At 39.7% G+C, this 24,259-nt stretch carries 22 protein-coding genes; 13 read left to right on the top strand and 9 right to left on the bottom strand.

The window, feature by feature from the left end; translation table 11 throughout:
* Positions 1-265: 265 nt before the first annotated feature.
* On the bottom strand, positions 266-1,714 hold the full coding sequence (locus tag LA313_RS15390) for a glyceraldehyde-3-phosphate dehydrogenase (protein ID WP_228916574.1): 1,449 nt from the start codon (positions 1,712-1,714) through the stop codon (positions 266-268).
* 128 nt (positions 1,715-1,842) lie between these two features.
* Positions 1,843-3,207 (bottom strand): S1C family serine protease, encoded by a 1,365-nt coding sequence (locus LA313_RS15385; RefSeq protein ID WP_228916572.1) that lies wholly within the window; start codon positions 3,205-3,207, stop codon positions 1,843-1,845.
* A gap of 134 nt (positions 3,208-3,341) precedes the next feature.
* Here LA313_RS15385 and dapF point away from each other — a divergent pair, with 134 nt between their 5' ends.
* The 4 genes from dapF to LA313_RS15365 all read left to right on the top strand — a co-directional run bounded on the left by dapF (position 3,342) and on the right by LA313_RS15365 (position 6,559).
* Positions 3,342-4,130 (top strand): diaminopimelate epimerase, encoded by a 789-nt coding sequence (gene dapF, locus LA313_RS15380; protein ID WP_228916571.1) that lies wholly within the window; start codon positions 3,342-3,344, stop codon positions 4,128-4,130.
* Positions 4,124-4,645 (top strand): GNAT family N-acetyltransferase, encoded by a 522-nt coding sequence (locus LA313_RS15375; RefSeq protein ID WP_228916570.1) that lies wholly within the window; start codon positions 4,124-4,126, stop codon positions 4,643-4,645. Before dapF ends, LA313_RS15375 begins: the two co-directional genes overlap by 7 nt.
* A gap of 1 nt (position 4,646) precedes the next feature.
* The gene (gene mltG / locus LA313_RS15370; protein WP_228916569.1) at positions 4,647-5,690 is read left to right on the top strand and encodes an endolytic transglycosylase MltG; all 1,044 of its coding nucleotides are present in this window, start codon (positions 4,647-4,649) and stop codon (positions 5,688-5,690) included.
* A 194-nt stretch (positions 5,691-5,884) separates the two neighbouring features.
* Positions 5,885-6,559: a peptidoglycan-binding protein LysM gene (locus LA313_RS15365; protein ID WP_228916568.1), complete on the top strand. Its 675-nt coding sequence runs from the start codon at positions 5,885-5,887 to the stop codon at positions 6,557-6,559.
* On the opposite strand, the gene LA313_RS15360 is transcribed toward LA313_RS15365, so the two are convergent.
* From LA313_RS15360 to dnaA, 3 genes are read right to left on the bottom strand one after another with little or no spacing between them, the layout of a single operon-like run.
* Positions 6,537-7,265, bottom strand: coding sequence for an SAM-dependent methyltransferase (locus LA313_RS15360; RefSeq protein ID WP_228916567.1), 729 nt, complete (start codon positions 7,263-7,265; stop codon positions 6,537-6,539). The two genes, LA313_RS15365 and LA313_RS15360, sit on opposite strands and share 23 nt — an antisense overlap.
* Before the next feature lies 1 nt (position 7,266).
* Complete coding sequence (locus tag LA313_RS15355; RefSeq protein ID WP_228916565.1) at positions 7,267-7,722, bottom strand: low molecular weight protein-tyrosine-phosphatase; 456 nt, start codon at positions 7,720-7,722, stop codon at positions 7,267-7,269.
* A 2-nt stretch (positions 7,723-7,724) separates the two neighbouring features.
* Positions 7,725-9,152, bottom strand: coding sequence for a chromosomal replication initiator protein DnaA (dnaA, locus tag LA313_RS15350; RefSeq protein WP_228916564.1), 1,428 nt, complete (start codon positions 9,150-9,152; stop codon positions 7,725-7,727).
* 212 nt (positions 9,153-9,364) lie between these two features.
* Between dnaA and LA313_RS15345 the strand changes: the two genes are divergently transcribed.
* On the top strand, positions 9,365-9,763 hold the full coding sequence (locus tag LA313_RS15345; RefSeq protein WP_228916563.1) for an acyl-CoA thioesterase: 399 nt from the start codon (positions 9,365-9,367) through the stop codon (positions 9,761-9,763).
* Here LA313_RS15345 and LA313_RS15340 read toward each other — a convergent pair.
* From LA313_RS15340 to ribD, 4 genes are read right to left on the bottom strand one after another with little or no spacing between them, the layout of a single operon-like run.
* On the bottom strand, positions 9,757-10,374 hold the full coding sequence (locus LA313_RS15340; RefSeq protein WP_228916562.1) for an IMPACT family protein: 618 nt from the start codon (positions 10,372-10,374) through the stop codon (positions 9,757-9,759). The two genes, LA313_RS15345 and LA313_RS15340, sit on opposite strands and share 7 nt — an antisense overlap.
* Positions 10,365-11,243, bottom strand: coding sequence for an EamA family transporter (locus LA313_RS15335; protein WP_228916561.1), 879 nt, complete (start codon positions 11,241-11,243; stop codon positions 10,365-10,367). Before LA313_RS15335 ends, LA313_RS15340 begins: the two co-directional genes overlap by 10 nt.
* Positions 11,240-11,848 (bottom strand): HAD family hydrolase, encoded by a 609-nt coding sequence (locus tag LA313_RS15330; RefSeq protein ID WP_228916560.1) that lies wholly within the window; start codon positions 11,846-11,848, stop codon positions 11,240-11,242. The genes LA313_RS15335 and LA313_RS15330 overlap by 4 nt, the downstream gene beginning before the upstream one ends.
* Positions 11,841-12,890, bottom strand: a complete 1,050-nt coding sequence (ribD, locus tag LA313_RS15325) for a bifunctional diaminohydroxyphosphoribosylaminopyrimidine deaminase/5-amino-6-(5-phosphoribosylamino)uracil reductase RibD (RefSeq protein WP_228916929.1) — start codon at positions 12,888-12,890, stop codon at positions 11,841-11,843. Before ribD ends, LA313_RS15330 begins: the two co-directional genes overlap by 8 nt.
* A gap of 29 nt (positions 12,891-12,919) precedes the next feature.
* Between ribD and LA313_RS15320 the strand changes: the two genes are divergently transcribed.
* From LA313_RS15320 to LA313_RS15285, 8 genes are all read left to right on the top strand, one after another.
* Positions 12,920-13,405, top strand: a complete 486-nt coding sequence (locus LA313_RS15320) for a GNAT family N-acetyltransferase (RefSeq protein ID WP_228916559.1) — start codon at positions 12,920-12,922, stop codon at positions 13,403-13,405.
* Between the two features lie 143 nt (positions 13,406-13,548).
* On the top strand, positions 13,549-14,394 hold the full coding sequence (gene prmC, locus LA313_RS15315; protein WP_228916557.1) for a peptide chain release factor N(5)-glutamine methyltransferase: 846 nt from the start codon (positions 13,549-13,551) through the stop codon (positions 14,392-14,394).
* Positions 14,391-15,056 (top strand): VOC family protein, encoded by a 666-nt coding sequence (locus tag LA313_RS15310; protein ID WP_228916555.1) that lies wholly within the window; start codon positions 14,391-14,393, stop codon positions 15,054-15,056. Before prmC ends, LA313_RS15310 begins: the two co-directional genes overlap by 4 nt.
* Positions 15,053-17,044 (top strand): NAD-dependent DNA ligase LigA, encoded by a 1,992-nt coding sequence (gene ligA, locus LA313_RS15305; RefSeq protein WP_228916553.1) that lies wholly within the window; start codon positions 15,053-15,055, stop codon positions 17,042-17,044. The genes LA313_RS15310 and ligA overlap by 4 nt, the downstream gene beginning before the upstream one ends.
* Before the next feature lie 1,000 nt (positions 17,045-18,044).
* Positions 18,045-18,977 (top strand): sensor histidine kinase, encoded by a 933-nt coding sequence (locus LA313_RS15300; protein WP_228916551.1) that lies wholly within the window; start codon positions 18,045-18,047, stop codon positions 18,975-18,977.
* A 15-nt stretch (positions 18,978-18,992) separates the two neighbouring features.
* Positions 18,993-19,436 carry a response regulator gene (locus tag LA313_RS15295; protein ID WP_228916549.1) on the top strand — a complete coding sequence of 148 codons (444 nt, stop codon included), beginning with the start codon at positions 18,993-18,995 and terminating at the stop codon, positions 19,434-19,436.
* Positions 19,437-19,484: 48 nt separating this feature from the next.
* Positions 19,485-23,696, top strand: a complete 4,212-nt coding sequence (locus tag LA313_RS15290) for a PAS domain S-box protein (RefSeq protein ID WP_228916547.1) — start codon at positions 19,485-19,487, stop codon at positions 23,694-23,696.
* Positions 23,665-24,096, top strand: a complete 432-nt coding sequence (locus tag LA313_RS15285; protein WP_228916545.1) for a response regulator — start codon at positions 23,665-23,667, stop codon at positions 24,094-24,096. The genes LA313_RS15290 and LA313_RS15285 overlap by 32 nt, the downstream gene beginning before the upstream one ends.
* Positions 24,097-24,259 lie beyond the last annotated feature (163 nt).

The raw sequence follows: 24,259 nt of genomic DNA, 5'->3' as shown, positions 1-24,259 counted from the left end.
CCTGCCTACCTGTTATTGTAGAGAAAATTTTAAATTTTTCTTCTTTAACTTCCTGTGTATCTGTGGCCATTGGGAAAGCGGTGGCAAAACTAAAGAATTAAAATTGCACGGCTTTCTGCCTAAGGGAATATTTTTAGTTAATTTTCTATTGTTTTCTGTACGTCCTCATCGTAAATATTCCTTTTACTGCCTTCAGGTTTCATTGCGGAACAAAAAAAACCCGTCACTTTTAAATGACGGGCCTCTTCACTAATTGAACTCAACATTAATAATAGGTAAATCTTCTCACTTTCGCGATGTATTTTGCAAGACGGATAACCTGATGGCTGTAGCCGTATTCATTGTCGTACCAAACATACAGCACTGCATTCTTTCCATCGGCAGATACTATTGTTGCGTGACTGTCATATATTGATGGTTGGGCAGAACCTACAATATCTGTAGATACAAGTTCATTATCTATAGAATATTTTATCTGTTCAACCAGGACTCCTTCAAGAGCATATTTCTTGAGAATTTCATTAATTCCATCTCTTGTGGTAGGAGTTTCCAACTCTAAATTTAAGATTGCAAGCGAACCATTAGGAACCGGAACACGAATGGCATTGGAGGTAAGCTTGCCGTCAAAGATGGGTAATGCTTTAGCTACGGCCTGTCCTGCACCTGTTTCGGTAATTACCATATTAAGAGCTGCAGCGCGACCTCTCCTGTATTTCTTGTGCATGTTATCAACCAGGTTCTGGTCATTGGTATAGGCATGGATAGTTTCCAGGTGACCGTGAACAACACCAAGAGAATCCTGTACAGCCTTTAATACCGGGGTAATGGCGTTTGTAGTACATGATGCCGCAGAGAATATGGAAACTTCATCCGGGTTATATTCTAAATGGTTTACGCCGTGTACAATGTTGGGCACACCCTTGCCCGGAGCAGTTAGTAGAACTTTAGAAGCTCCCTTTGAGCTAAGGTGTCTTTTAAGAGCCTCTTCATTTCTAAAGGCCCCAGTATTATCAATAACAAGTGCATCTTTTATTCCGTATGAAGTATAGTCCACTTCTTCCGGTTCGTTAGCCGAGATCATGTGAACCGTGGTGCCGTTGATTATAAGACACTTTTTCTCAACATTATAAGAAACGGTTCCCGAAAAATCGCCGTGTACAGAGTCATTTTTAAGAAGGCTTGCTCTTTTTTCAAGAGTGGTTTCATCAATCTTTCCGCGAGTAACTATTGCTCTAAGCCGTAACTGACTTCCTTTTCCTGTTCGGGTCATAAGTTCACGGGCCACCAGTCTTCCAATGCGACCAAAACCATAAAGGATCACATCTTTTGGAGTAAGCTCCTCAACCGTCTTTGCTTCCTTCAATTTGCTGGAAACAAAAGCCGTGGCATTAGAATATTTTTCGTCCTCCAGGTGATACTCATAGGTCAATTTTCCAATGTCCAGTTTTGCAGGTGGAAAATCTAACTTTTTAATGGCTTCAGCAATCTCGACCGAATCAAATATTGATATAGGCTTTTGAACAAATTCTCCTGCATACTCGTGCAGGTCCAGAATATCGCTGACATTACGATCAATTAATTGATTTCTAAACAAGACCAATTCGATCGACTTATCGTACCAAAGATCACTTACGGTCTTGATAAATTGTACTGCCGCTCTGCGACGATCTGCCTGAAAGGCTAATTCTTTTTCGTAGACTTCGTTAGAGTTCATTTCTCTTTATTGTGTTGTTTTAAAACTGCCGCAAAAGTATATATTTCAAACGTTTTCGTAAAAGTATTTTAACAAAAAAAATACCTGCTCAAAAAGCAGGTATTTCATATCAATTTTAACGGTAAAGTTTATCGCCAAACGTATTTTTGTTTTTCTCCGTCGGGAGTTACAAAAGTTACTGTGATTGGATCTCCGGTAGATCTTTGCTTCATTATTCTTTCAACATCTCCTACGTTCTTTACCGGAATATTGTCAATGGCCGTAATTATTGTGCCGTAGAGTTGTTCATTTTGCATTTGAGGAGTCAACCCTCTTGTGACCTTCACACCATTGGAAACATTCTTTTCATTTAGTTCTTTAGGTGTGGCGTTAGTTACCTCAAGTCCTATGGCCTTTATTTGAAATACTTCGTATTTGGTAAGTGTAACGTCAAATTCCCTGGTGTTTCCATCTCTAATAACCTGTACATTTACTACATCATTAGGTCTTTTAGAACCTATATAGCCTGTAAGGTCCGAGAATTTTCTTATCTCAATATTGTCAAGTTTGGTGATCACATCTCCCGAACGTATTCCGGCTTTATCTGCACCGCTTCCTTCTTCAACCTGGTCTACATATATTCCTTCGGAAACTTTTACGCCATAATCCCGTGGAACGTTAGCTGCCTGTACCCCGCGAATACCCAGGATACCTTGTTGTACATCACCATACTCTAGAATGTCTTCTACGATCTTTCTTGCATTATTGGAGGGTACGGCAAAGGCGTAGCCTACATAAGTCCCGGTTTGAGAAGTAATGGCTGTATTGATACCTATAAGTTCTCCAAAAATATTAACCAATGCACCCCCACTGTTTCCCGGGTTAACTGCTGCATCTGTTTGAATAAATGAAGATACATTCGAATCCATTCCCAGGTCTCGTGACTTAGCCGATATTATTCCGGCAGTTACTGTAGAGGTAAGGTTAAAAGGATTTCCAACTGCAAGGACCCATTCTCCAATTCGGGCATTATCCGAATCACCAAACGGAAGGTAATCAAGGTCTTCAGCATCAATTTTAAGCAAGGCAATATCTGTCTTAGGATCTGTTCCTATGACTTCTGCCATATAATTCTGATTATTATTAAGGGTTACCTGAAGCTGGTTAGCTTTCTGGATAACGTGATTGTTGGTTACTATATAACCATCTGGAGAAATAATGACACCACTTCCCGCTCCCTGCAGGGCTTGAGTCGTACTGGAGGAAAAAGGTGATTTTCTTACTGTTGCTACATTTTTTACGTGTACCACAGCATTTACCGATTTGTTGGCCGCTTCTGTAAAATCTGCATTAACATCTGCAGGAAGGGAATTTAGATTTACCGGGGTGTAATCCGGAAGAACTTTACTTTCCTGGATGAAAACGTTGTCTTCTTCAATAAAAAGGACGTAACCACCAAGGGTAAGAATTCCGCTTAAAACAGAGATCATGAGAACACTTGTGAATCTTTTCATGTTTCTTGTATGTTTTTATTAATTGTGGAACAAAATATTTAAGACTTTAGTATGTATCTTCCACTGCATTACTCTCATCGAACTGCTCCCGTTTTTTACATATTATTGTATCTTTGAACCCTTAAAAATGCCAGATGAAGCTGAACTTTTTTAAATATCAGGGTACGGGAAATGATTTCATTATGGTAGATAACCGTAGTTTGCTTTTATCCAAAAATGATACCACTTTTATCAGGTTCCTTTGTGACAGGAGATTTGGTATTGGAGCAGATGGTCTTATTCTTTTGGAAAAACCAGCCAATGCAGGAGAAGACTTTAAAATGGTCTATTTCAATGCAGATGGGAATGAAAGCAGTATGTGCGGCAATGGAGGTAGGTGTCTTGTGGCTTTTGCAAAATTCCTTGGAATAATATCAGACAGGGCAGCTTTTACTGCCATAGATGGTTTTCATGAAGCAGTGATAGAGGATAAAAAGGTAAGTTTGAAAATGACAAATGTAAACGGGATTTCTGAATCTGAAAATGCCTTTTTTCTGAATACCGGTTCTCCACATCATGTCATTTTTTCTGAAGATGTAACCGGAAAAGATGTCAAAAAAGAAGGTGCTGCAGTGCGATATTCTCCACAGTACATGGAACGGGGGGGGACAAATGTAAACTTCGTTTCCCCTATAGATAAAGATACTTTTAAAGTGAGAACATATGAAAGAGGAGTAGAAGATGAAACTCTTTCTTGTGGCACCGGCGTAACAGCTGTTGCTCTGGCTGCTTATTTTTCTGGCAGGACCTCTTCTACTTCGGTTACTTTGAACACTCCGGGAGGTGAACTTGAGGTGAGCTTTGAACCTTCGGGTGACGAATTCAGGAATATATGGTTAAAAGGACCTGCAAAGCAGGTTTTTAAAGGAGAAATAGCATGTTAACCTTAAAAGGAGAACTGGTCTTCTTACGAGCCCTGGAACCCGAAGATCTCGACCTGCTTTTTGAAGTGGAGAATAATGAGGAGCTTTGGGAGGTTAGTGCTACCAGCGTTCCTTTTTCCCGCTTTATTCTAAAGCAGTACCTTGAAAATTCTCATAAGGATATTTATGAAATTAAACAGCTGAGACTGGTTATTTGTGAGATCGCAGGAGAGGCCTTAGGTTTTATTGACATCTTTGACTTCGATCCCAAAAATAAACGTGCTGCTTTGGGCATTGTAATTATCAACAGGATGAATCGCCAGAAAGGTTATGGTAAAGAGGCCCTGGAACTGCTGTGCAACTACTGTTTTAAGCATCTTGGCCTCCACCAGGTGTACGCAAATGTGGGAGACGACAATGTCTCGAGTAAGTTGCTGTTTGAAAAGGCAGGATTTTTTAAAGCTGCAATAAAAAAGGATTGGAATTTGGTGGAGGGAAAATATAAGGATGAAATCATGTATCAATTGATCAATTAAAATGTATATCAAGAAAATTTTATTAATAATCGCCCTTTTAGGCATTCTGGGACTGGCAGGTTTTTCCTGGTACATTTATGATGTCATTTTTTCATCAAACACAGCTTTTTCTGAAGAAACGGTAGATGTATATGTTCCTACCGGTGCTACTTATCCCGAAGTACGAAATATCCTGGAGCCTTACCTTGAAAATGAAAGGGAATTTGATGTTGTGGCTCAAAAAAAAGGTTATGTTGACAATATTAAAGCCGGAAGGTTCATCCTAAAAAAGGGGATGAACAATAATGAGATCATTAATACGCTTCGCAGTACTAATGAACCAGTATGGGTCACCTTCAATAATCAGGAAAGGCTTGAGGATCTCGCGGGTAGGGTAGCTTCCCAAATTGAAGCCGATAGTACCCAGCTCCTTGAAAGCATGAAAGATTCGGCTTTTTTGAACCAGTATGGTTTCGGGGAGAAGAATGCCCTCTCGATGTACGTTCCGAATAAATATCAGTTTTTCTGGAACACTTCTGCTACAGAATTCCGTGAGCGAATGAAAACTGAATATGATCGCTTTTGGACAGAGAAAAGGCTTGCCAGGGCTAATGAATTGGGGCTCACCCCGCAGGAAGTTATAGTAATTGCTTCCATCATTCAGAAGGAGACCGCGAAAGTAGATGAAAGACCAGAGGTTGGGGGAGTTTACATGAACAGAATAAAAAAAGGCTGGAAGCTGGAAGCAGATCCTACTGTGATCTATGCTTTAAAGGACAAGCTACAGAATTTTGATACAATCATTAAACGGGTATTGTATGCAGACCTTACTTTGGATTCCCCTTACAATACTTATAAGTACAAAGAGCTTCCTCCCGGGCCCATTACTATGCCCGATATTTCTTCAATTGACGCCGTTCTAAACCATGAAGACCACGATTACTTTTATTTTGTGGCAGATGTAGAGAATTTTGGTTACCACAAATTTGCCAAAACCCTCTCGCAGCACAACGCCAACAAGCGGGCGTATGTAAAATGGATAAATGAGCAAAAGATCAATAGGTAATTAATTAATTCCTAGTGGATTATAGGTAGTACTAAATTCATTCTTGGCACGTTCTATGCAATGATGTGTGCAATCTTAAAATTTCTTTAAGAATTAGGTTAACATGTTGGTAATAAGATTTTTAAAAAAAAACCTTACATTTGTCGGCTGTTTTGAAATAATCTTAAAGGTTTTTTAAAGCTAAATCAAATAGGATGAAGAAGAAAGTTGCAAAATTTTCAGTATTACCGGTTGTAGGAGCCTCAATATTCTTTTACAGCTTTTCGACTAACAAAGCCCAGGATATTAACACTGCTTTGCTGGAAGAGTTTAAAACAGTAAATGAGGAATTAACTTTTGAAGTACCATATTCCCCAGATGCTACTGTTTTTGATCCACAGCTTCGATTTTACCCTGCACTGGGTAAGTCTTACGTAGCCTTTAAAGAGGCTCTTGGATTTAAAGAATCTGGTGGAGACTACAAGGTCATCAATGAATTTGGTTACATGGGCAAGTACCAGTTTGGTAGAGGGACCTTAAAGTTGATTGGGATAAAGGACACGAATCTTTTTCTAAACTCTCCCGATCTTCAGGAAGCTGCTTTTTATGCAAATGCCTCCCGTAATAAATGGATTCTTCGAAAAGATATTGAGCGTTTTGAGGACCAGGTTGTGAACGGGATCAAAATAACCGAATCGGGAATTCTGGCAGCAGCTCATCTTGCCGGCCCCGGAAATGTCAAAAAATTCCTTAGAAGTAATGGAACCAACAGTTTTAGTGATGGTTTTGGCACTTCAATAAAGCATTACTTTAAAAAGTTTGAAGGATTCGATACTTCTTTTGTCGTTCCCGACAGGAAAGCGAAGGCTAATAGTCCTTCTGTAATATAAAGATAGTGGGCCTTTTATGAAGGTCCACTTTTGTTTTACCCCATTCTGCAGCTGTTTTGGTCACCACGTATTCTGTGCTAAGTGTAAGATCGCAGGCTATACAAATTCGGGTGCCGGGGTGCAGGATCTGTATCAGGTCTTCCAGCATCTTGTTATTCCTATAAGGGGTCTCGATAAAAGACTGGGCCTGATTTTTCTCATGAGAGGTCTTTTCCAGTGCTTTGATCTCACTTTTTCTCGCCGCTTTATCTATGGGCAGGTAACCGTTGAAAGCGAAATTTTGCCCGTTCATTCCCGAAGCCATCATAGCTAATAAAATAGAGGAGGGGCCAACCATTGGTATCACCTGTATTCCTTCTCTGTGAGCAATTTTTACGACTTCGGCACCTGGATCGGCAACACCGGGACAACCAGCTTCACTAAGTAATCCCACATCTGTACCTGCTTTGCAAGCTTCAAGAAAAGATGGAATCTCTGAAGGTTCTGTATGTTTATTTAATAAGAAGAATTGTAGAGAAGGCTGGGACTTTGTTGGCACCAGCTTCTTTATTGCCCTGCGGGCGGTTTTTTCGTTTTCAGCAATAAAAATGTTAATACGTTCTACCTGTTTTTGTACGGTGGCCGGTAAAACTTCCAGGGGGTCATTGTCTCCCAAGGTGGTGGGCAGCAAATACAATTTTCCGGGATAGGAGAAAGGTGAACTCAAACTATTTGTGTTTTTCTGCAATTACTTCACAGGCCTCATTCAGCATCTGGTATACTTTTTTAAAGCCATGGTCGCCTCCGTGGTAAGGATCGGGGACTTCTACATTTTCACCGGGGAAGATTTCGTTAAGAATCAGGGATACTTTATCCTTGTGCTCCTCATTGGCAGCCAGGGAAATTACATCATGGTAATTGGACATGTCCATTACATAGATCCTGTCGAAATTCTCGAAATCTTCTGCTGAAAATTGCCTTCCGCGTTGGGAGGTAATATCCAGATTATTCTCTCTTGCGATCGAAACAGATCTGGGGTCGGGGCAATCATCTACATGATAGTTACTGGTTCCTGCCGAATCGACGAAAATCTGTTGTGGATCTACCTTGGATTTAAGAATTCCTTCGGCTAGGGGTGACCTGCAGATATTTCCAAGACACACCATCAGGATCCGGGTCTTCATACCTATAGAGTTAATTTCTTATTGATGTCCTCAACAAATTTCTGGAATTGCTTGTCGGTAGAAGCTAAATTGTCTACAGTTTTGCAGGCGTGGAGTACAGTAGCGTGATCTCTTTTTCCAATTTGGGATCCAATGCTCGCCAACGAGGCTTTAGTGAACTTTTTGGCAAAGAACATCGCTAACTGGCGTGCCTGTACAATATGTCTTTTCCTGGTTTTGGACTGCAATGTTTCCACATCCATCTGGAAATATTCACTCACTATTTTTTGAATGTAATCTATGGAAACCTCACGTTTGGTGTTCTTAACGTAATTGTCTACAATCTTTTTCGCCAGTTCAAGAGTAATATCTTTTTTGTTGAAAGAAGAGTGAGCGATCAAAGAAATTATAGCTCCTTCCAGTTCACGAATATTAGTCTTTATATTGTTGGCCAGGAACTCAACAATTTCCTCGGGCATCTCTACTCCGTCGCGGTAAAGTTTGCTTTTAATTATGGAAACCCTGGTTTCATTATCGGGATGTTGTAATTCGGCAGAAAGACCCCATTTAAATCTGGAAAGCAGGCGTTGTTCAATATCCTGCATATCCACCGGAGCCTTATCACTGGTGAGGATCACCTGCTTTCGGTTTTGGTGCAGGTGGTTGAAAATATGGAAGAATACATCCTGTGTCCCGGCTTTCCCCGAAAGCAACTGGATATCATCCACAATTAGCACATCAATGATCTGGTAGAAATGGATGAAATCGTTTCTATTATTCTTTTTTACAGATTCAATATACTGTTGTGTAAATTTTTCTGCAGAAATATATAAAACCGTTTTTTCCGGATACTTATCCTTGATTTCGATCCCAATAGAATGAGCCAGGTGAGTCTTTCCAAGACCTACACCTCCAAAAATAAGTAAAGGGTTAAAAGAAGTTTCTCCCGGCTTGTTAGCCACGGCCAGTCCTGCAGATCTAGCAAGCCTGTTGGAATCTCCTTCTAAAAAGTTGTCAAAATTATAACTGGGATTGAGTTGTGATTCGATTTTTACATTCCTGATACCGGGAATAATAAAAGGGTTCTTCAACTCCGGATTTTTATTCTTTATAGGCACATCAACTTCCTGGGAAGCAACGTTAGAACGATTTGTACTGGGAATCTTTTCTGTAAAAGGTTGTTTGTTGCCGTAGGTATTTTCCATTCTTATAACATACACCAGTTTTGCCTGGTCACCAAGCACTCTGTTTAACGAAACTTTAAGAAGTTTAACATAGTGCTCTTCAAGCCACTCGTAAAAGAATTTTGAAGGTACCTGAATGCTCAAAGCCCTATCTGAAAGTTTAACAGCCTGTATAGGTTCAAACCACGTTTTGTATGCCTGTGGAGTAATATTATCTTTTATGAAAGCTAGGCAGTTATTCCAAACTGATTGCGCAGTTTCTGACATTCCGGATTCTAAATTTATAGTACGTTTGTTAGTTGTGACTTCCATAAGAAAAAGAGAAAATATCTTTCCCCTTGGGTTTTTAAGAGCAACAAATATGTGAACAAATTATCTGAAAAAAAAACGTTTAACTACTTGAATTTTAACAAAAATTTTAGCATACTTCGTTCACTGTGAAAGTACAAAACCGATTCAAATAAACACTTAAAAAAATCATGAAAAGCCACTTCACCTATGTTAAAGTTAGATATGCAGAGACAGATCAAATGGGAGTAGTCTATCACGGTAATTATGCTCAATATCTCGAGATAGCCCGTATTGACTGGCTGGACGCCCTGGGAATTTCCTACCGAAAAATGGAAGAAGAGGGGGTGATGCTGCCTGTTTACGAGCTCAATTTAAAATTTAAAAAGTCGGCGAAATTTGATGATGAGCTAAAAATCGTGACCCGGTTAAAACAGAAGCCCGGGGTGCGCATAGCATTTGAATACGAGATCTTCAATCAGCATGGAGAACTGCTCACCACAGCCGAAACTACTTTAATATTTATGGATGTGGAAAAGAGTAAACCTATTAAATGTCCGCAATATGTTCTCGAGAAACTCGGCTATTGATCTTCCAGTTCTTTAATGGACACTTTATAGGTAGCATCAAATTTATCGTGGATTCTTTCGGCTTCATTTTTTCTAACCAGGATTATGATCTTACAATCCAATTCCAGGATTTGGTCCACAACATTTAGATTATTCTCTTTGATCACCCGCATCACTTTGTTCATTTCGGGATAATCAAAAGAGATCTCAAACTTTACATCAATTGTCCTGGTGACGATCCTCGAAGCTTCCAGGGCCATTTGCGCAGCAGTTTTGTAAGCATTGATCAAGCCGCCAACTCCCAATTTTACTCCCCCAAAGTATCTTACCACAACTATTAGAATGTTAGTTACTTCAAAAGATTGTATTTGCCCATAAATAGGCATTCCTGCCGAATTTGATGGTTCCCCGTCATCATTGGCTCTGTAGTGAAAATCGCTTTTCCCCAATTGCCAGGCATAGCACCAATGCCGGGCAGCATGATGTTTTTTCTTTAGGTCTTCAAGATGTTCCTTGGCCTCTTCTTCTGTGGTTATGGGAAAAGCGTAACCAAAGAATTTACTGTTCTTGTCTTTGAATAATACTTCTTCAGAAGGTTTTATGATTGTTTTATAGGTGTCTTTTACATCCATTCTTCAGAAGTTGCAATTAAAATAATACTTGTTATCGCGAGTAGAATTCCTACCCAATTTTTGGACAACATCTTTTCTCTGAACAAAAGGATCCCGAGGAAAGTCGAGATCATAACAATCGCCACATTGTTAATTGGGAAAATTGTGGAACTCTCCAGCCCTTCGGTTCGCAAAGCCATGACCAAAAAGTAAATAGAACCAAAATTCGGAATACCCAAAGCCACGCCTCCAATTACATTTTTGAAACTCAACTTAAGAGACCCTCTTATTGCCTGAATAAGTAGGATCAAAATTCCAATAATTCCCGCTATGGCGAAAATAGTGGAGGAAAAGAGGGCGACATCGGCTTCGGCGACATAAGAAGTTTCCAGGAACTTGAGCGTGGTGTCAATAATGCCGCTACCAAAGAAGACCAGGACCGGAAAGATCAAGTTTCTCTTTCTAATCGTTATTCCTTCTTTCTTTTTAATGGAGGTTAAATAAACGGCAACAAGGGCGAGAAGAATTCCTATGATCTTTATCCAACCCGTACTTTCGTTGTAAAGAATTATCCCGAAGAAAACCGGAATAGCGACCGACATTTTTGTAGCGACAGATACCACAGATAATCCGCTTTTTTGAGTGGTAAGGGCAGCCAGGTAAAAGACAGCGATAAACATGAACCCAAGAATAAAGGTTCCTAAAAACCAATCTTCTGAAAGAATTTTTATAGGGTCCAGCTCCTGCCTGTCCACCAGCATCCCTGCCGAGAATGCGAAAAAATAATTGAAAATAATGGCTTGTAGCGTATTGATCTTAAAGCGCTCAAAAAGTTTAAAGATCACAAAGATCACACTTGAAGAGAGTACGCTTAACAGCAGGTAGATCAAAACAATTCGCTTTTAATAGTGAAAAGATCAGAGACATCCTCTTGAACGGGATCAATATTCCAGGTGTGAATTCCCAGCTTTGAAGCGGCTTCAGTATTTTCGGGGGTGTCGTCAATGAAAAGAGTTTCCCCGGGTTTTAGATCGTGTTGTTCCAGGACATACTCATAAATTTCGGAGTCGGGTTTGCGAAGGTTGATTTCCTGGGAAAGGTAAAAAGCATCAAAACAATTTTTAAACTCCTCAAAAAATGAAACATTCTTTTTTACCCAGTCAATATGAATATGATTAGTATTGCTAAGAAGAATAAGCTTGTAGGATTTTTCCTCTTTTAGTTTTTTAAGAAACTTCAGGCGATGTTCGGGAAAATCAACAAGGATAGCATTCCAGGAATCCCTAAAATTACCGGAAGTTAACTTCGGAAAAGATTCGCAATAGCCGGATATGAATTCTTCCGAGGTGATCAAACCTTTTTCATAAAGCTTATTCTGGTGCAGCATTTCCTCTGAAAAATGTGAAATCTCGAGCTTCTTTAATTCCCGCGCCGTAGCCGGTTTGTCGAGGTTGAGAAATACATCTCCAAAATCAAATATTATAGTCTTAATCATTCAAATATATCTTTAACTGGTCATGGTCCACATTTGTTTCAGAAGTCAGTCTTCCTGCTACTTCAGGAGCTTTGACTCCCTCTTTAAAATGGGGTTTTCCAATGAAAATTCGGGCTTCGTCCCATAAGTTGGCAGTCATGAAGGTTTGCAGTGTCTCCCGTCCTCCCTCAATAATGACCGATTGTATCTCATGACGGAATAGAATTTCACAAACCTGCTGCGCCAGGTCTGCTTCAAAATCAATGGTCTCCAAAATGACATTTTTGGAGCTCCTTTCTTCCGGAGATTTTTCTGTTAGGACAATGGTCTTTACTGAGGCGTCAAAAAGGTGAGATTCTTGAGAAATTCTCAAATTCCTGTCCAGCACCACCCTTACCGGGTCATTGCCCTGCCACATGCGGGTGTTGAGCTTTGGATTATCTGCAACCGCAGTATTTGTACCCACCATGATGGCCTGCTCTTCAGACCTCCATTTGTGGACGAGCTGCTGGGAGTATTTCCCTGTGATCCAAACAGGCTTTCTTTCAGCATTTTTAAGCGGTAAAGGGGCTAAAAAACCATCGCTGCTTTGCGCCCATTTAAGGATAATGTAAGGGCGCTGTTGTGTGTGAAAAGTAAAGAATCGTTTGTTGAGCTCCCGGCATTGCTGCTCTAATATTCCCACCCGAACTTCACAGCCGGCGTCCAATAGCTTTTTAATGCCTTTGCCGGCAACTTTAGAAAATGGATCAACGGTGCCAATAACTACCTTTTTAATTCCGCTGTCAATAATCAGATTGCTGCAGGGAGGCGTCTTCCCATAATGACTGCAAGGCTCCAGGCTCACATAGATGGCGCTCTTCGCGAGAAGGTCTTTATCTTTGACCGAATTTACTGCATTCACCTCTGCGTGAGGTTCCCCTGCTTTGTGGTGCCAGCCCTCGCCAATAATGATGTCATTATAGATAATTACACTGCCCACCACAGGATTGGGATAGGTTCTTCCCAGCCCGTTTTGGGCCAGCTGAATACAGCGGTTTATGTATTTTTCATGTATCTTCACCACCACAAAAATAGCATTTAATAGAGATAATGAGCAGTTACTTAATACGGGAAATCAAACCCGAAGATAATGAGAAGGTTAAAAAGGTAGTGCAGAGTGTGCTGGTGGAAATGGGTGTTCCCAAAGTAGGAACAGCTTACGAAGACGCTTCTTTAAATGATATGCATGCGGAATACAGTGAGCCTGGAAAGGCTTATTTTGTTGTTGATGACGACGGAAAAATAATTGGTGGGGCGGGAATTGCTCCCCTGGCCAACTTTGAAGGATCAATTTGTGAACTGCAAAAAATGTACTTTTTACCTGAAGTAAGGGGGAAAGGTGTTGGCGCAGAAATGATGAAAAAATGTTTGGATTACGCAAAGGAGCAGGGTTTTGAAAAATGCTACATAGAAACCATGCCTTATATGGACCAGGCCAGGAAGCTTTACCTGCGTTCAGGATTTAAGCAATTAGATGGTCCGCTGGGTGACACCGGCCATTACAACTGTAGTGTTTGGATGATAAGAGATCTTTAGATTCAAATTCCAAAAATCAAGCACCAAATTCCAATTTTCTGATTTGATAATTTGGGGATTTGAAGATTTGACAATTAGATCTGCGGGAAATACTTTTTATGAATTCTTTGCGCCCTCTGCGAGAAAACAGACCAGTTAAGAGAATGAAAATAGCAGCCTTCAAAAATCACTTTTTTGACACCTTAGCGGGAGAATATCCCAGGGAAGAAATTGGATCTTTTTTTAGTATTCTTACTCAGGAGTTTTTCAATCTGTCGAGACTGGAAGTTGCACTGTATCCACAGTATGAGCTCTCAAAGGAGGAAAAGGACAAATTTGAATCTGCTCTGCAGAGGCTTCAACAGCATGAGCCTGTACAATATATTACGGGCCACACCCAGTTTTTCGGACTTCCCTTCAATGTTAACCAGAATGTTCTTATTCCACGACCCGAAACAGAGGAACTGGTAGCGTGGATCCTGGAGGATGTAGTTAATTCGGAAGAAATAAAGATTCTGGATATAGGGACCGGCAGTGGCTGTGTTGCTATTGCACTGGCAAAGCAGTTACCACATTCCGTAGTAACAGCCATAGATATTTCTGAAGAAGCGCTTGAAGTTGCCCGGGCCAATGCCAGTACAAATGAGGTGGAAATAGATTTTTTTCCAGGTGATGTTTTGAATATTGCACAGCTCCATGATAAATTTGACATCATAGTTTCTAATCCGCCCTATGTTCGGGAGCTGGAGAAGAAAGATATGCAACGCAATGTTCTCGAACATGAACCCGAAACTGCACTTTATGTTAAGGACAGCAATCCTTTGATCTTTTATCAAAAAATTACAGACCTGGCGGAAAATAATCTTAAGCCGGGCGGAAAACTTTATTTCGAGATCAATCAATACCTCGGTAAAGAAACTGAAGCACTTTTAACTGAAAAAAATTTCCAAACCCGCCTGAAAAAGGATATTTTCGGGGTGGACCGCATGTTAAGAGGCATTAAATTATGAAGATCGAATTTCTTAAACTTTACACTTCAAACCTTAAGGCACAGCATCATTTTTATGGTGAAGTTCTTGAGCTTCCGGTGGATGGGATCTCGAAAGGAAAATTTAGGGTGGAGATTGGTTTTTCAACTCTAGAATTTGAGGAGGATTTAAATGCCGAGCCTTATCATGTAGCTTTTCACATCCCGGCTCTACAGGAAGAAAAAGCGCTAAAATGGCTTCGGAAGAAAGTGGAAATACTTCAGGATGACGGCAATGAAATCATCGATTTTCCGGCCTGGCAGGCTAAATCTATTTACTTTTATGATAAAGACAGGAATATTCTGGAGTTCATTTCCCGAAGCCATATGTACCATCCTTCTTCCGAGGAATTTTCCGCAGCAAGTATTGTTGGGATAAGCGAAGTTGGTCTTGCTACTTCCAATGTGGAAGAGAAATTCAACTTCTTGAATGACAATTTCGGGCTCACCAAATTTACCGGCGATTACGAACATTTTTGCGCCACCGGGGATGATGAAGGCTTGTTCATCATTATTAACAAAGAACAAAAAGACTGGATCCCCGTTGGAGATAAAGCATATGCATCTCCTTTCGAAATAAATATATCTGTCCAAAATGCCATTTTTGGAGCCTCATACAAGCACGAAAGACTTACTCTTTTATGAAACCTGAAGAAAAAATCACTAAGCTGCGGGAGGAATTACACCGCCATAATTACCTGTATTACGTTCTGGACAAGCCCGAGATCTCCGACTATGATTTTGACCGGAAGCTAAAGGAATTGCAGGATTTGGAGGAAAAATATCCGGAATTTCATGATGACAATTCGCCAACCCTTAGAGTTGGGGGTGCGGTAACTAAAAATTTTGCAACTGTTGTGCATGAGCACAGAATGTATTCGCTGGATAATTCCTACTCCAAGGAAGACCTGGAAAACTGGGAGAAAAGGATTGAAAAGCAGGTAGATGGGGAGGTGAATTTTACCTGTGAGTTGAAATATGATGGTGCTTCTATAAGCCTTACTTATGAAAAAGGGGAATTTAAGCAGGCGGTTACCAGGGGAGATGGTATACAGGGCGATGATGTGACGAATAATGTGCGCACCATAAGATCTGTGCCTCTTAGATTAAAGGGGGATTACCCGCAAAAATTTGAAATAAGGGGCGAGATTGTCCTTCCTTATGAAGGTTTTGCCCACCTCAATGCTGCCCGGGTTGAAGCAGGAGAAGAACCTTATGCAAACCCACGGAACACAGCATCGGGGAGCCTTAAGTTGCAGGACAGCGCAGAAGTAGCCAGGAGACCACTCGATTGTCTTTTATACAGTTTAGGCGGAAATCTTCCAGGAATAGAAACCCAATATGAAAGTCTTCAAAAAGCGAGAAAGTGGGGGTTTAAGGTGCCGGAGGAAGCAAAACTTGCCAAAAACCTGAAAGAGGTTATGGATTTCGTCAATTACTGGGATGTACACAGGCATGATTTACCCTATGAAACCGATGGAGTGGTGGTAAAGGTGAACAGCCTGCACCAGCAGGAGGAATTAGGCTTTACGGCTAAAGCTCCCCGTTGGGCAATGGCATATAAATTTAAAGCCGAGCAGGTTTCGACTAAACTGAACAGGATATCCTACCAGGTAGGAAGAACCGGAGCCATTACTCCGGTAGCCAACCTGGAACCGGTGCAACTTGGAGGTACAACGGTCAAAAGAGCTTCCCTGCACAATGCCGATCAAATTGAAAAACTCGATGTTCGTGAAGGGGACGAGGTTTATGTGGAAAAAGGAGGGGAGATCATTCCCAAGATAGTGGGAGTTGATTTCACAAAACGAGATCCCGATTCCAGTCCTACAAAATACATTACCCACTGCCCCGAATGTAATACAGAGCTGGTGAGAAATGAGGGGGAGGCGCAGCATTACTGTCCCAACTTTAATGGCTGTCCACCACAGATCATTGGAAGAATTCAGCACTTTATTTCAAGGAAGGCCATGGACATAGAAGGCCTTGGAGGGGAAACAGTGGCTCTGTTGGTTAATGAAGGTCTAATAAGTAATTACGCCGATCTTTATGAATTAAAGAAAGAACAGATCCTGCCGCTGGAACGTATGGCAGAAAAATCGGCAGAAAATCTTATTACAGGAATTAAAAACTCGAAGAAGATCCCTTTCGAACGGGTGCTATTCGCTTTGGGAATTCGCTACGTTGGAGAAACGGTAGCTAAAAAGCTGGCAAAACATTTCAAAAATATTGAAGCTTTAAGAAAGGCTGAAAAAGAAGAACTGGAAAGCGTTGATGAAATAGGAGATCGAATTGCAGAAAGTGTGGTAGAATTCTTTGCAAATCAAGAAAATGTAAAAACTGTGGAGCGATTGAAAGGCTATGGACTGCAACTGGAAATCTCGGCAGAAAAGCTCGCGAACCAGACCAGTAAGCTGGAGGGACAGACTTTTGTAGTTTCGGGAGTTTTTGAAATGTCACGTAACGATCTCAAAAAGCTGGTTGAAGATAACGGAGGAAAAATTTCCAGCTCAATTTCTTCAAAAACAAGCTACGTTGTGGCCGGAGAAAATATGGGCCCAAGCAAACTTGCCAAAGCAGAAAGTTTACAGATCCCGATCATCGATGAGAAGAAATTTCTCCAGATGATAGAGTAATTACGAACCTGTAGAAATTATGGCTGCCAGAATGACTGAAAGGATTAGAAAGATGGCAAGCATCGATCTCTGTTGAAAGCACATTGTTCTACTGCTTTTTAGAATTATTCTTTTGATCATGGTCAACTGTTTAATTAACAATCATCTTTTTATTAAAAGCTGGTCAAATTTAGATTATTTATTGCATTGCTGTTGCTGCTCAATGATATTTTAACCCAAGTTTGAGGATTTACTTTATTACATAAATTTTGACATTTTGGCTTGCTGTTATTCATTCTGTTCATAATCAGAAGTCTCCTGTCAATTTCGGGTGCAAAAGTACTGCAGGAGTAGGTACTTATTTATGATCCTGATCACGTTTTTTATATAAGGAATTCTTAAAAATTCATTGTTCTTTTTGGGTTTAACAGAAGTACAATGGCCGGTTTTTTTAAAAGGTAAATATTGGCTGCTCCTTTTCCATTGTAGTGTCTTATAACCATTTTTTAGGTTTTGGGTTAAAATAATTAGATTGGACTTTCTCTGCAAAAAATCTTCTACAACATCCTTTTTTAATTTGTAGTGGAATGAGTTCGATCTGGAACATTTAAAAAATGATTCGGGCTCAGTTCTTCTATGTTAGATGTCCAAACTTTTTCTGAATGAGAAACCACGATTTACAGGAATTCTTGTTTGATGTAAGAAAAATATTACAATTAAAAACGTTATTACATTTTGTTTCTCTGGAAGTAGTTGAGTCTGCTATATATCTGGCCTGTTTCCTCAGGATATTTTACTAACCCTATAAATTTCAGGTTTTAAACTTGTTAAAAATTACTTAAATAATATAACTTTGCATCTTACATTTCTAGACAATAAGCCTCATTTTATCGATTAAAGGCTTTTAAATTAAAAAATCAAGATGTCATAGTGGAAGAATTTAGGTGTGATTAAAGATATATTTTACTAATTCTGGCAAGGGGTCGCCCCTGTTTTCATCACTGACTTAGCAAGATATTTAATGAAAAAAAATAATAAAACAACTTCTGTTTGGGCTAAAAATGAAAAATTAGCGTTAGCCCTCAAATTATCTGAAGAAGCTCTGTTAGCTAAGGATAAGGAAAAAAAGGAAATTACCTTACAACTGGCAGAGGCTGTAAAAGATCTTTCTATTCAAATAGAAGAGAAAGAAAGGCGTGCAGCCGAGTTGGCTGAGGTTAATAAACAGTTGGCTTTCCAGATCCAGGAAAAGGAAAAAAAGAAACTGGAACTGGAAGAAGTCAACAAGGAGCTGGAATCATTTTCCTATTCGGTTTCTCATGATTTGAGAACTCCTCTTAGAGCAATATCCGGTTTTTCGGAAGTTCTTATCGAGGATTATGCTGAACATTTAGATGAAGAAGCGCAGCTGTATTTTTCTGAAATTGGCAGGAATGTCAAAAAAATGGGAGATCTGATAGATAATTTACTGGAGTTCTCCCGCCTTTCCAAGCAGGATTTTTTCCGGGTCCCTGTAAACATTGAAGATATAATTCACAAGCTGGTAGATGAGCAAAAGGAACTGGAGCCGGAAAGAAAAACAACTGTTTATGTAAAGGATCTACCTTTAATAAAAGGAGATAAGAATATGCTGAAACAATTGTTTTTCAATCTCATTTCTAACGCTTTTAAATATTCCAGCAAGAGGGAAGACTCAGTAATTGAGATTGGTAGCTATCCCAAAGGTGAGCAGCAGGTTTTTTACGTAAAAGATAATGGTGCCGGATTTGATGCCCGGTATTATAACAAGTTATTCGGAGTCTTTCAAAGATTGCATAGCAGCAACGAATTTGAAGGTACGGGAGTAGGATTGGCTATCGTGCAAAAAATTGTATCAAAGCATGATGGGGAAATTTGGGCAGAGGGTAAAGTTGGAGAAGGCGCTTGTTTTTATGTTTCTCTGCCTGCTAACTAATTAAAAAATAAAATTATGTCAAATAATGAAGTGCAGATCTTGTTAGTAGAAGATAATAAGTCTGATGCTATGCTTACCATTCGAGCCTTAAAAAAACTTAATCTGGCAAACAACCTGGTGCACTTACAGGACGGGGCTCAGGCTCTTGATTTCCTTTTTGGAGAAGGAGAGTATGAGGGACGGCATATAGCAGATAAACCAAAAGTTATTTTTTTGGATCTCAAAATGCCAAAAATAGATGGGCTGGAAGTGCTTCGTGTGATCAAGGCCGATGAACGCACGAAACTTATTCCCGTTGTCATGATGACTTCCTCGAAAGAAGAAAAAGATATTGTTGAAAGTCATAAACTTGGAGTGAACAGTTATATAGTTAAACCTGTGGGCTTTGAGAATTTTACGAAAACAGTAACCGAGTTAGGTTTTTATTGGTTGATAGTGAACCAAACCCCTCATATTTAACCAGAACAAGGTCTTTCTACCTTTTACGTACATCCCTAAGTACTTCATATGTTAAAAAAATTAAAGATCCTCCACCTTGAAGATGAGCCAAGTGATGCCCTGTTAATCTCTCTTTCCTTAAAAAAGAGACAATTGGAGAATGAGTGCGTGGTGGCAGATTCCAAAGAAAAGTTTTTACAGGCGTTAAATAATTTTGATCCCGATATCATTCTGGCCGATCATTCCCTGCCTTCTTTTAATTCTTTTGAGGCGTTGGAATTACTCGAAAAATTAGAAAAGCCGATCCCGGTTATTCTTGTTACGGCCACAATGACCGATGAATTTGCCGTAGATATCATTAAAAAAGGGGCAAAGGATTATGTGCTTAAAGACAGGTTAGAACGATTACCTTCAGCTATTCAAAACGTTCTTAAAACTCATCATCTTGAAATAGAACGGCAGGATTTCTTGCTACAGCTCGAGAGAAATGAGCGAAAGTTTAGACGCCTTATTGAAAACTCGGCTGGTGCAGTGGCTATTCTCTCCCCTGGTGGAGTTCCGACTTATGTTTCAAATTCTGTAAAAAATGTTTTGGGTTATTCGGATGAGGAAATTCATCAATTAAATATTTTTGAGATCATCCACCCTGATCACCACGACTGCTTTTCAAAAAAACTGGAGAAATGTATAGAGTATCCAGAAAGGCCATTTTATGATGATGAAGTGAGGGTAAAGCATAAAAATGGAGCCTGGCGTTATTTGGAAACCACGGTAACCAATTTGATCGATGATCCCGATATTTTAGGTATTGTTGTGGATTTTCGCGATGTGACTGAGCGAAAACTTGCAGAAAAAGCTTTATCAGAAAGTGAAGAAAAATATCGGGCATTTTTTGAAAATAGCCAGGATGGAATTCTGCTCACTGTTACCGATGGAAGAATTCTTGCCGCAAATGCTGCGGCCTGTAAAATGTTTCAAAGAACCGAACGTGAAATATGTGAGGCGGGGAGGTTTGGACTTGTAGATCCAAAAGATCCTCGAGTGTTACAGGCAATTAAAGAAAGGCAAAGCAAAGGGAGAGTGCTGTGTGAGATCAACATGGTGCGTAAGGATGGCAGTATTTTCCCGGCTGCACTTTCTTCCTCTGTTTTTCAGAATGCCCACGGTGAACCCCGTACTTCTATGATCATTAGAGATAATACGGAAGCTAACCGGGCAGAGGAAAACTTAAGGGCTTCAGAAGAGAAATACAGGCAATTATTTGAAATGAGCCCCCTTCCAAATCTCATTTATGATGTAGATACCTTTGAAATATTGGATGTAAACAATGGAGCAATAGAGCATTACGGTTTCTCGCGTGCGGAATTTCTTAAATTGACCGTGCTTGATTTTCTTCTTGAGGAAGACAAAGAATGGTTGAAAAAAAATATTTTCCGGGTTATTACAGATGGAGGACAATTGAGTCATAATAAAATAATTAACCTAAAAAAGAATGGAGAAAAAATAAAAGTAGAGGTGTACGGCTATAATCTACAGTTTAAAAAACGAAGATGTAGATTAATCGTTTGTATAGATATTACAGATAAGATTGCTGTAATGGAAAAACTGGAAGAAAAGACCCGGAAACTTATATATGCAGAAAGATTAGCTAAACTTGGTTATTGGGAGGTGCGACTTCAGGATTACAATTTTTTCTGGAGCGATGAGGTTTATAGAATTTGGGGCAGGGAGAAAGAGAAATTTCAGGTGGACGTAGAGACTTTTCAGAAGACGATTCATCCTGAAGATCTGGAAGATTTTAGAAAAGTCTTTGAAAAGGCAATTGAATGTAACCAGAAGCTGGACAATGAGCACCGCATCATTCTGCCTAATGGAGAAGTGAAGTGGGTACATGAGAAAGGAAAAGTTATAAGAGATGAAGAGGGGCTGCCTCTTCGTGTGGAAGGTTCTGTACAGGATATCACTGAGCGTAAAAATTTTGTTGATAAACTTATGCAGAGCGAGGCGCGCCAGCGGGGAATCCTGAAGTCCCAAACGAACTATCTTACGCGTATAAACTTAGAGGGTTATTATACCTACTGTAATGAAAAATTCCTGCAGGATTTTGCATGGATATTTCCGGAAGGGCAGGTTATTGGAGAGTTTGCAAAAGTTACAGTTCAGGAATATCACAGAGAAAAGGCTGAAGAGGTTTTCTACAACTGTATAGCTCGTCCTAATAAGATCCAACAGGTTGAGCTGGATAAATTACAGGAAGATGGGACTGCAAAATCAACTTTATGGGATTTCATATGTCTTACAGATGCGAAGGGTGAGCCTCTTGAGGTACAGTGCGTGGGGATCGATATAACTGAAAGAGTCAAGGCAGAGAATGCTTTAAAAGAAAGCAATCATCGCTATCAATTAGTTTCAAAAGCTACTTCAGATGCAATTTACGACTGGGATATTCAAAGCGGTAATATACAGTGGAGTGAGGGATATTATAAGCTTTTTGGTTATCCACTAACTTCCCTCACGCAAGACATTGATTCCTGGCTTGCCAACATGCATCCCGAAGATAATTTTATTGGTGCAGATCTATTTTCAGTAGTAAAAGGCAACTCAGATTCCTGGGGAGCAGAATACCGTTATAAAAAGGCAGATGGAAAGTATGCTTTTGTGGTGGAAAAAGGTACTATTTTGAGAAATAAAGAAGGGAAGGCAGTTAGAATGGTGGGAGCTATACAGGATATTACCGAGAGAAAAATGGCCATGCAGAAACTTATGAAAAGTGAAGCCCGTCATAGAGGTCTTATCCAGTCGCAGACTAGCTATTTTATTAGGGTGGACATGGCCGGGGAATATACATATTGCAATAACAAATTCCAGGAGGATTTTGGTTGGATTTACCCAGATAAAAAGATTGTTGGAAAGAACTGCATGATGTCAATTAAAGAGTATCATCACCAGAGAGTGGCTGATATTTCAGAAAAATGTATTAAGAATCCCGATCAGGTATTTCAGGTGGAGATTGATAAACCCGGGAAAAATGGAACAACAAAAACTACTTTATGGGATTTCATTTATTTGAAGGCTTCTCAAGATGAACCTGGAGAAATTCAATGCGTAGGTATAGATATTACCGCGAGAGTACTTGCCCAAAAAGAAATGAAATTCCAGGCCAACCTGTTGGATAAAATTGGACAGGCAGTGATAGCGACAGATAATAAGGGAGTAGTTAATTACTGGAACAAAGCAGCAACAACCATTTATGGATGGTTGCCAGAGGAGATAAAAGGCAAGAACATCATGGATCAGGTTCCTTCCGGCGCTTCTACTACTTTAGCCCTGGAATTAAAAGAAGCTTTAAAAAAGAGTGAAACCTGGAGTGGGGAATTGTGGGTGAAGCGAAAAGACGCAACAGAATTTCCTGCTTTGATCACAGGTTCCCCTGTATACGATGATGATCATAATTTTAAAGGCTACATAGCTGTTTCTTCAGATAACACTGAACGTAAAAAGGCGGACATCAAGTTGAGGGAACTGAACAAAAACCTGCGGAAATATACACAGGAACTGGTTACTGCAAATAAAGGCCTTGAACAATTTTCTTTTATTGTCTCCCACAACCTGCGTTCTCCGGTAGCCAATATTATTGGTTTGGCAGATCTAATGGAGGAGGATTATCCCTCAGAAATTAAAGATCAGTTTCTAAAGGAATTATTGGATAATGTAAAAAGGCTGGATAATGTGATTATTGATCTTAACGAGATCCTTCAGGTAAAAGTAGAACTTACGGCCAAGAGGGAAGAGGTGGATCTTTTACAACTAGTACATTCAATTGAATCCAGTATCAACAGGATATTAGAAAAAGAACAGGCCATAATTATTACCGACTTTTCGGAGGCGCCTGTGCTGAGTACAGTTCAGAGCTACCTCTATAGTATTTTCTATAATCTTATTACCAATAGTATTAAATACAGAAAACCTGAAATTGCTCCAGAAATAAAGATCAAATCAAAAATGAAAGATGATAAGGTCCTTATTATTTTCGAAGACAATGGTTTGGGGCTAGATATGGCTAAAAAAGGGGCGCAGGTATTTGGATTATATAAGCGATTCCACCAACATGTGGAAGGAAAGGGAATGGGCCTTTTTATGGTTAAGACTCAGGTAGAACTTCTTGGTGGGAAGATTTTACTTGAAAGTGAGGTGAATAAGGGAACGATTTTCACCCTAAAGTTTAATGACGTTAACATGAATATTAAGGATGAAAGAGCCGAAGCATTACATAGTAGTTGATGACGATAAAACGAATAACCTAATCTGTGAGTTCACTATCAAAAGTTTCAATTCGCAGGCTGTAATTAACCTATTCTTAGAGCCGGAAGAAGCTTTAATGTTTATAAAGGAAGATTACTCAAAGGAGGCAGTTGATTTTCCAACCATTCTTTTTTTAGATGTTAATATGCCGGTCATGTCTGGATGGGAATTTTTGGATATTTTTCAGGAATTTAAGGAGCACATAAAAAATCAATTTCAGATTTTTATTCTTACTTCTTCAATTGAAGATTTTAGTAACGAAGCAAAGTTGTATCCTTTTGTATCTGGTTTTCTATCCAAACCTTTGAAAAAAGATAAACTTAAGGAACTGGTAGAAGGTTTGACAGAAGTAAACAAGACCAAAAGCCGGTCGTACTAGGGACTGAAGTCGGGATCTTTTTCGACATAGAATTACCGGTCAAACCTACACGTATTTTATAGCTTTTCTCTCAGTCTGATATATTGGATTGTACGGGGCTAAGTCACAGGCTTTACAAATACTTTCTTCAGCAGTAGATGATGGACATATCCATCATTTTTAA

The organism is Salinimicrobium sediminilitoris (assembly GCF_020866905.1).
GTDB classification, from domain to species: Bacteria; Bacteroidota; Bacteroidia; order Flavobacteriales; family Flavobacteriaceae; genus Salinimicrobium; species Salinimicrobium sediminilitoris.
The sequence above is the reverse complement of the archived record's forward strand: the minus strand, read 5'-3'. Positions and strand labels throughout refer to the sequence as shown.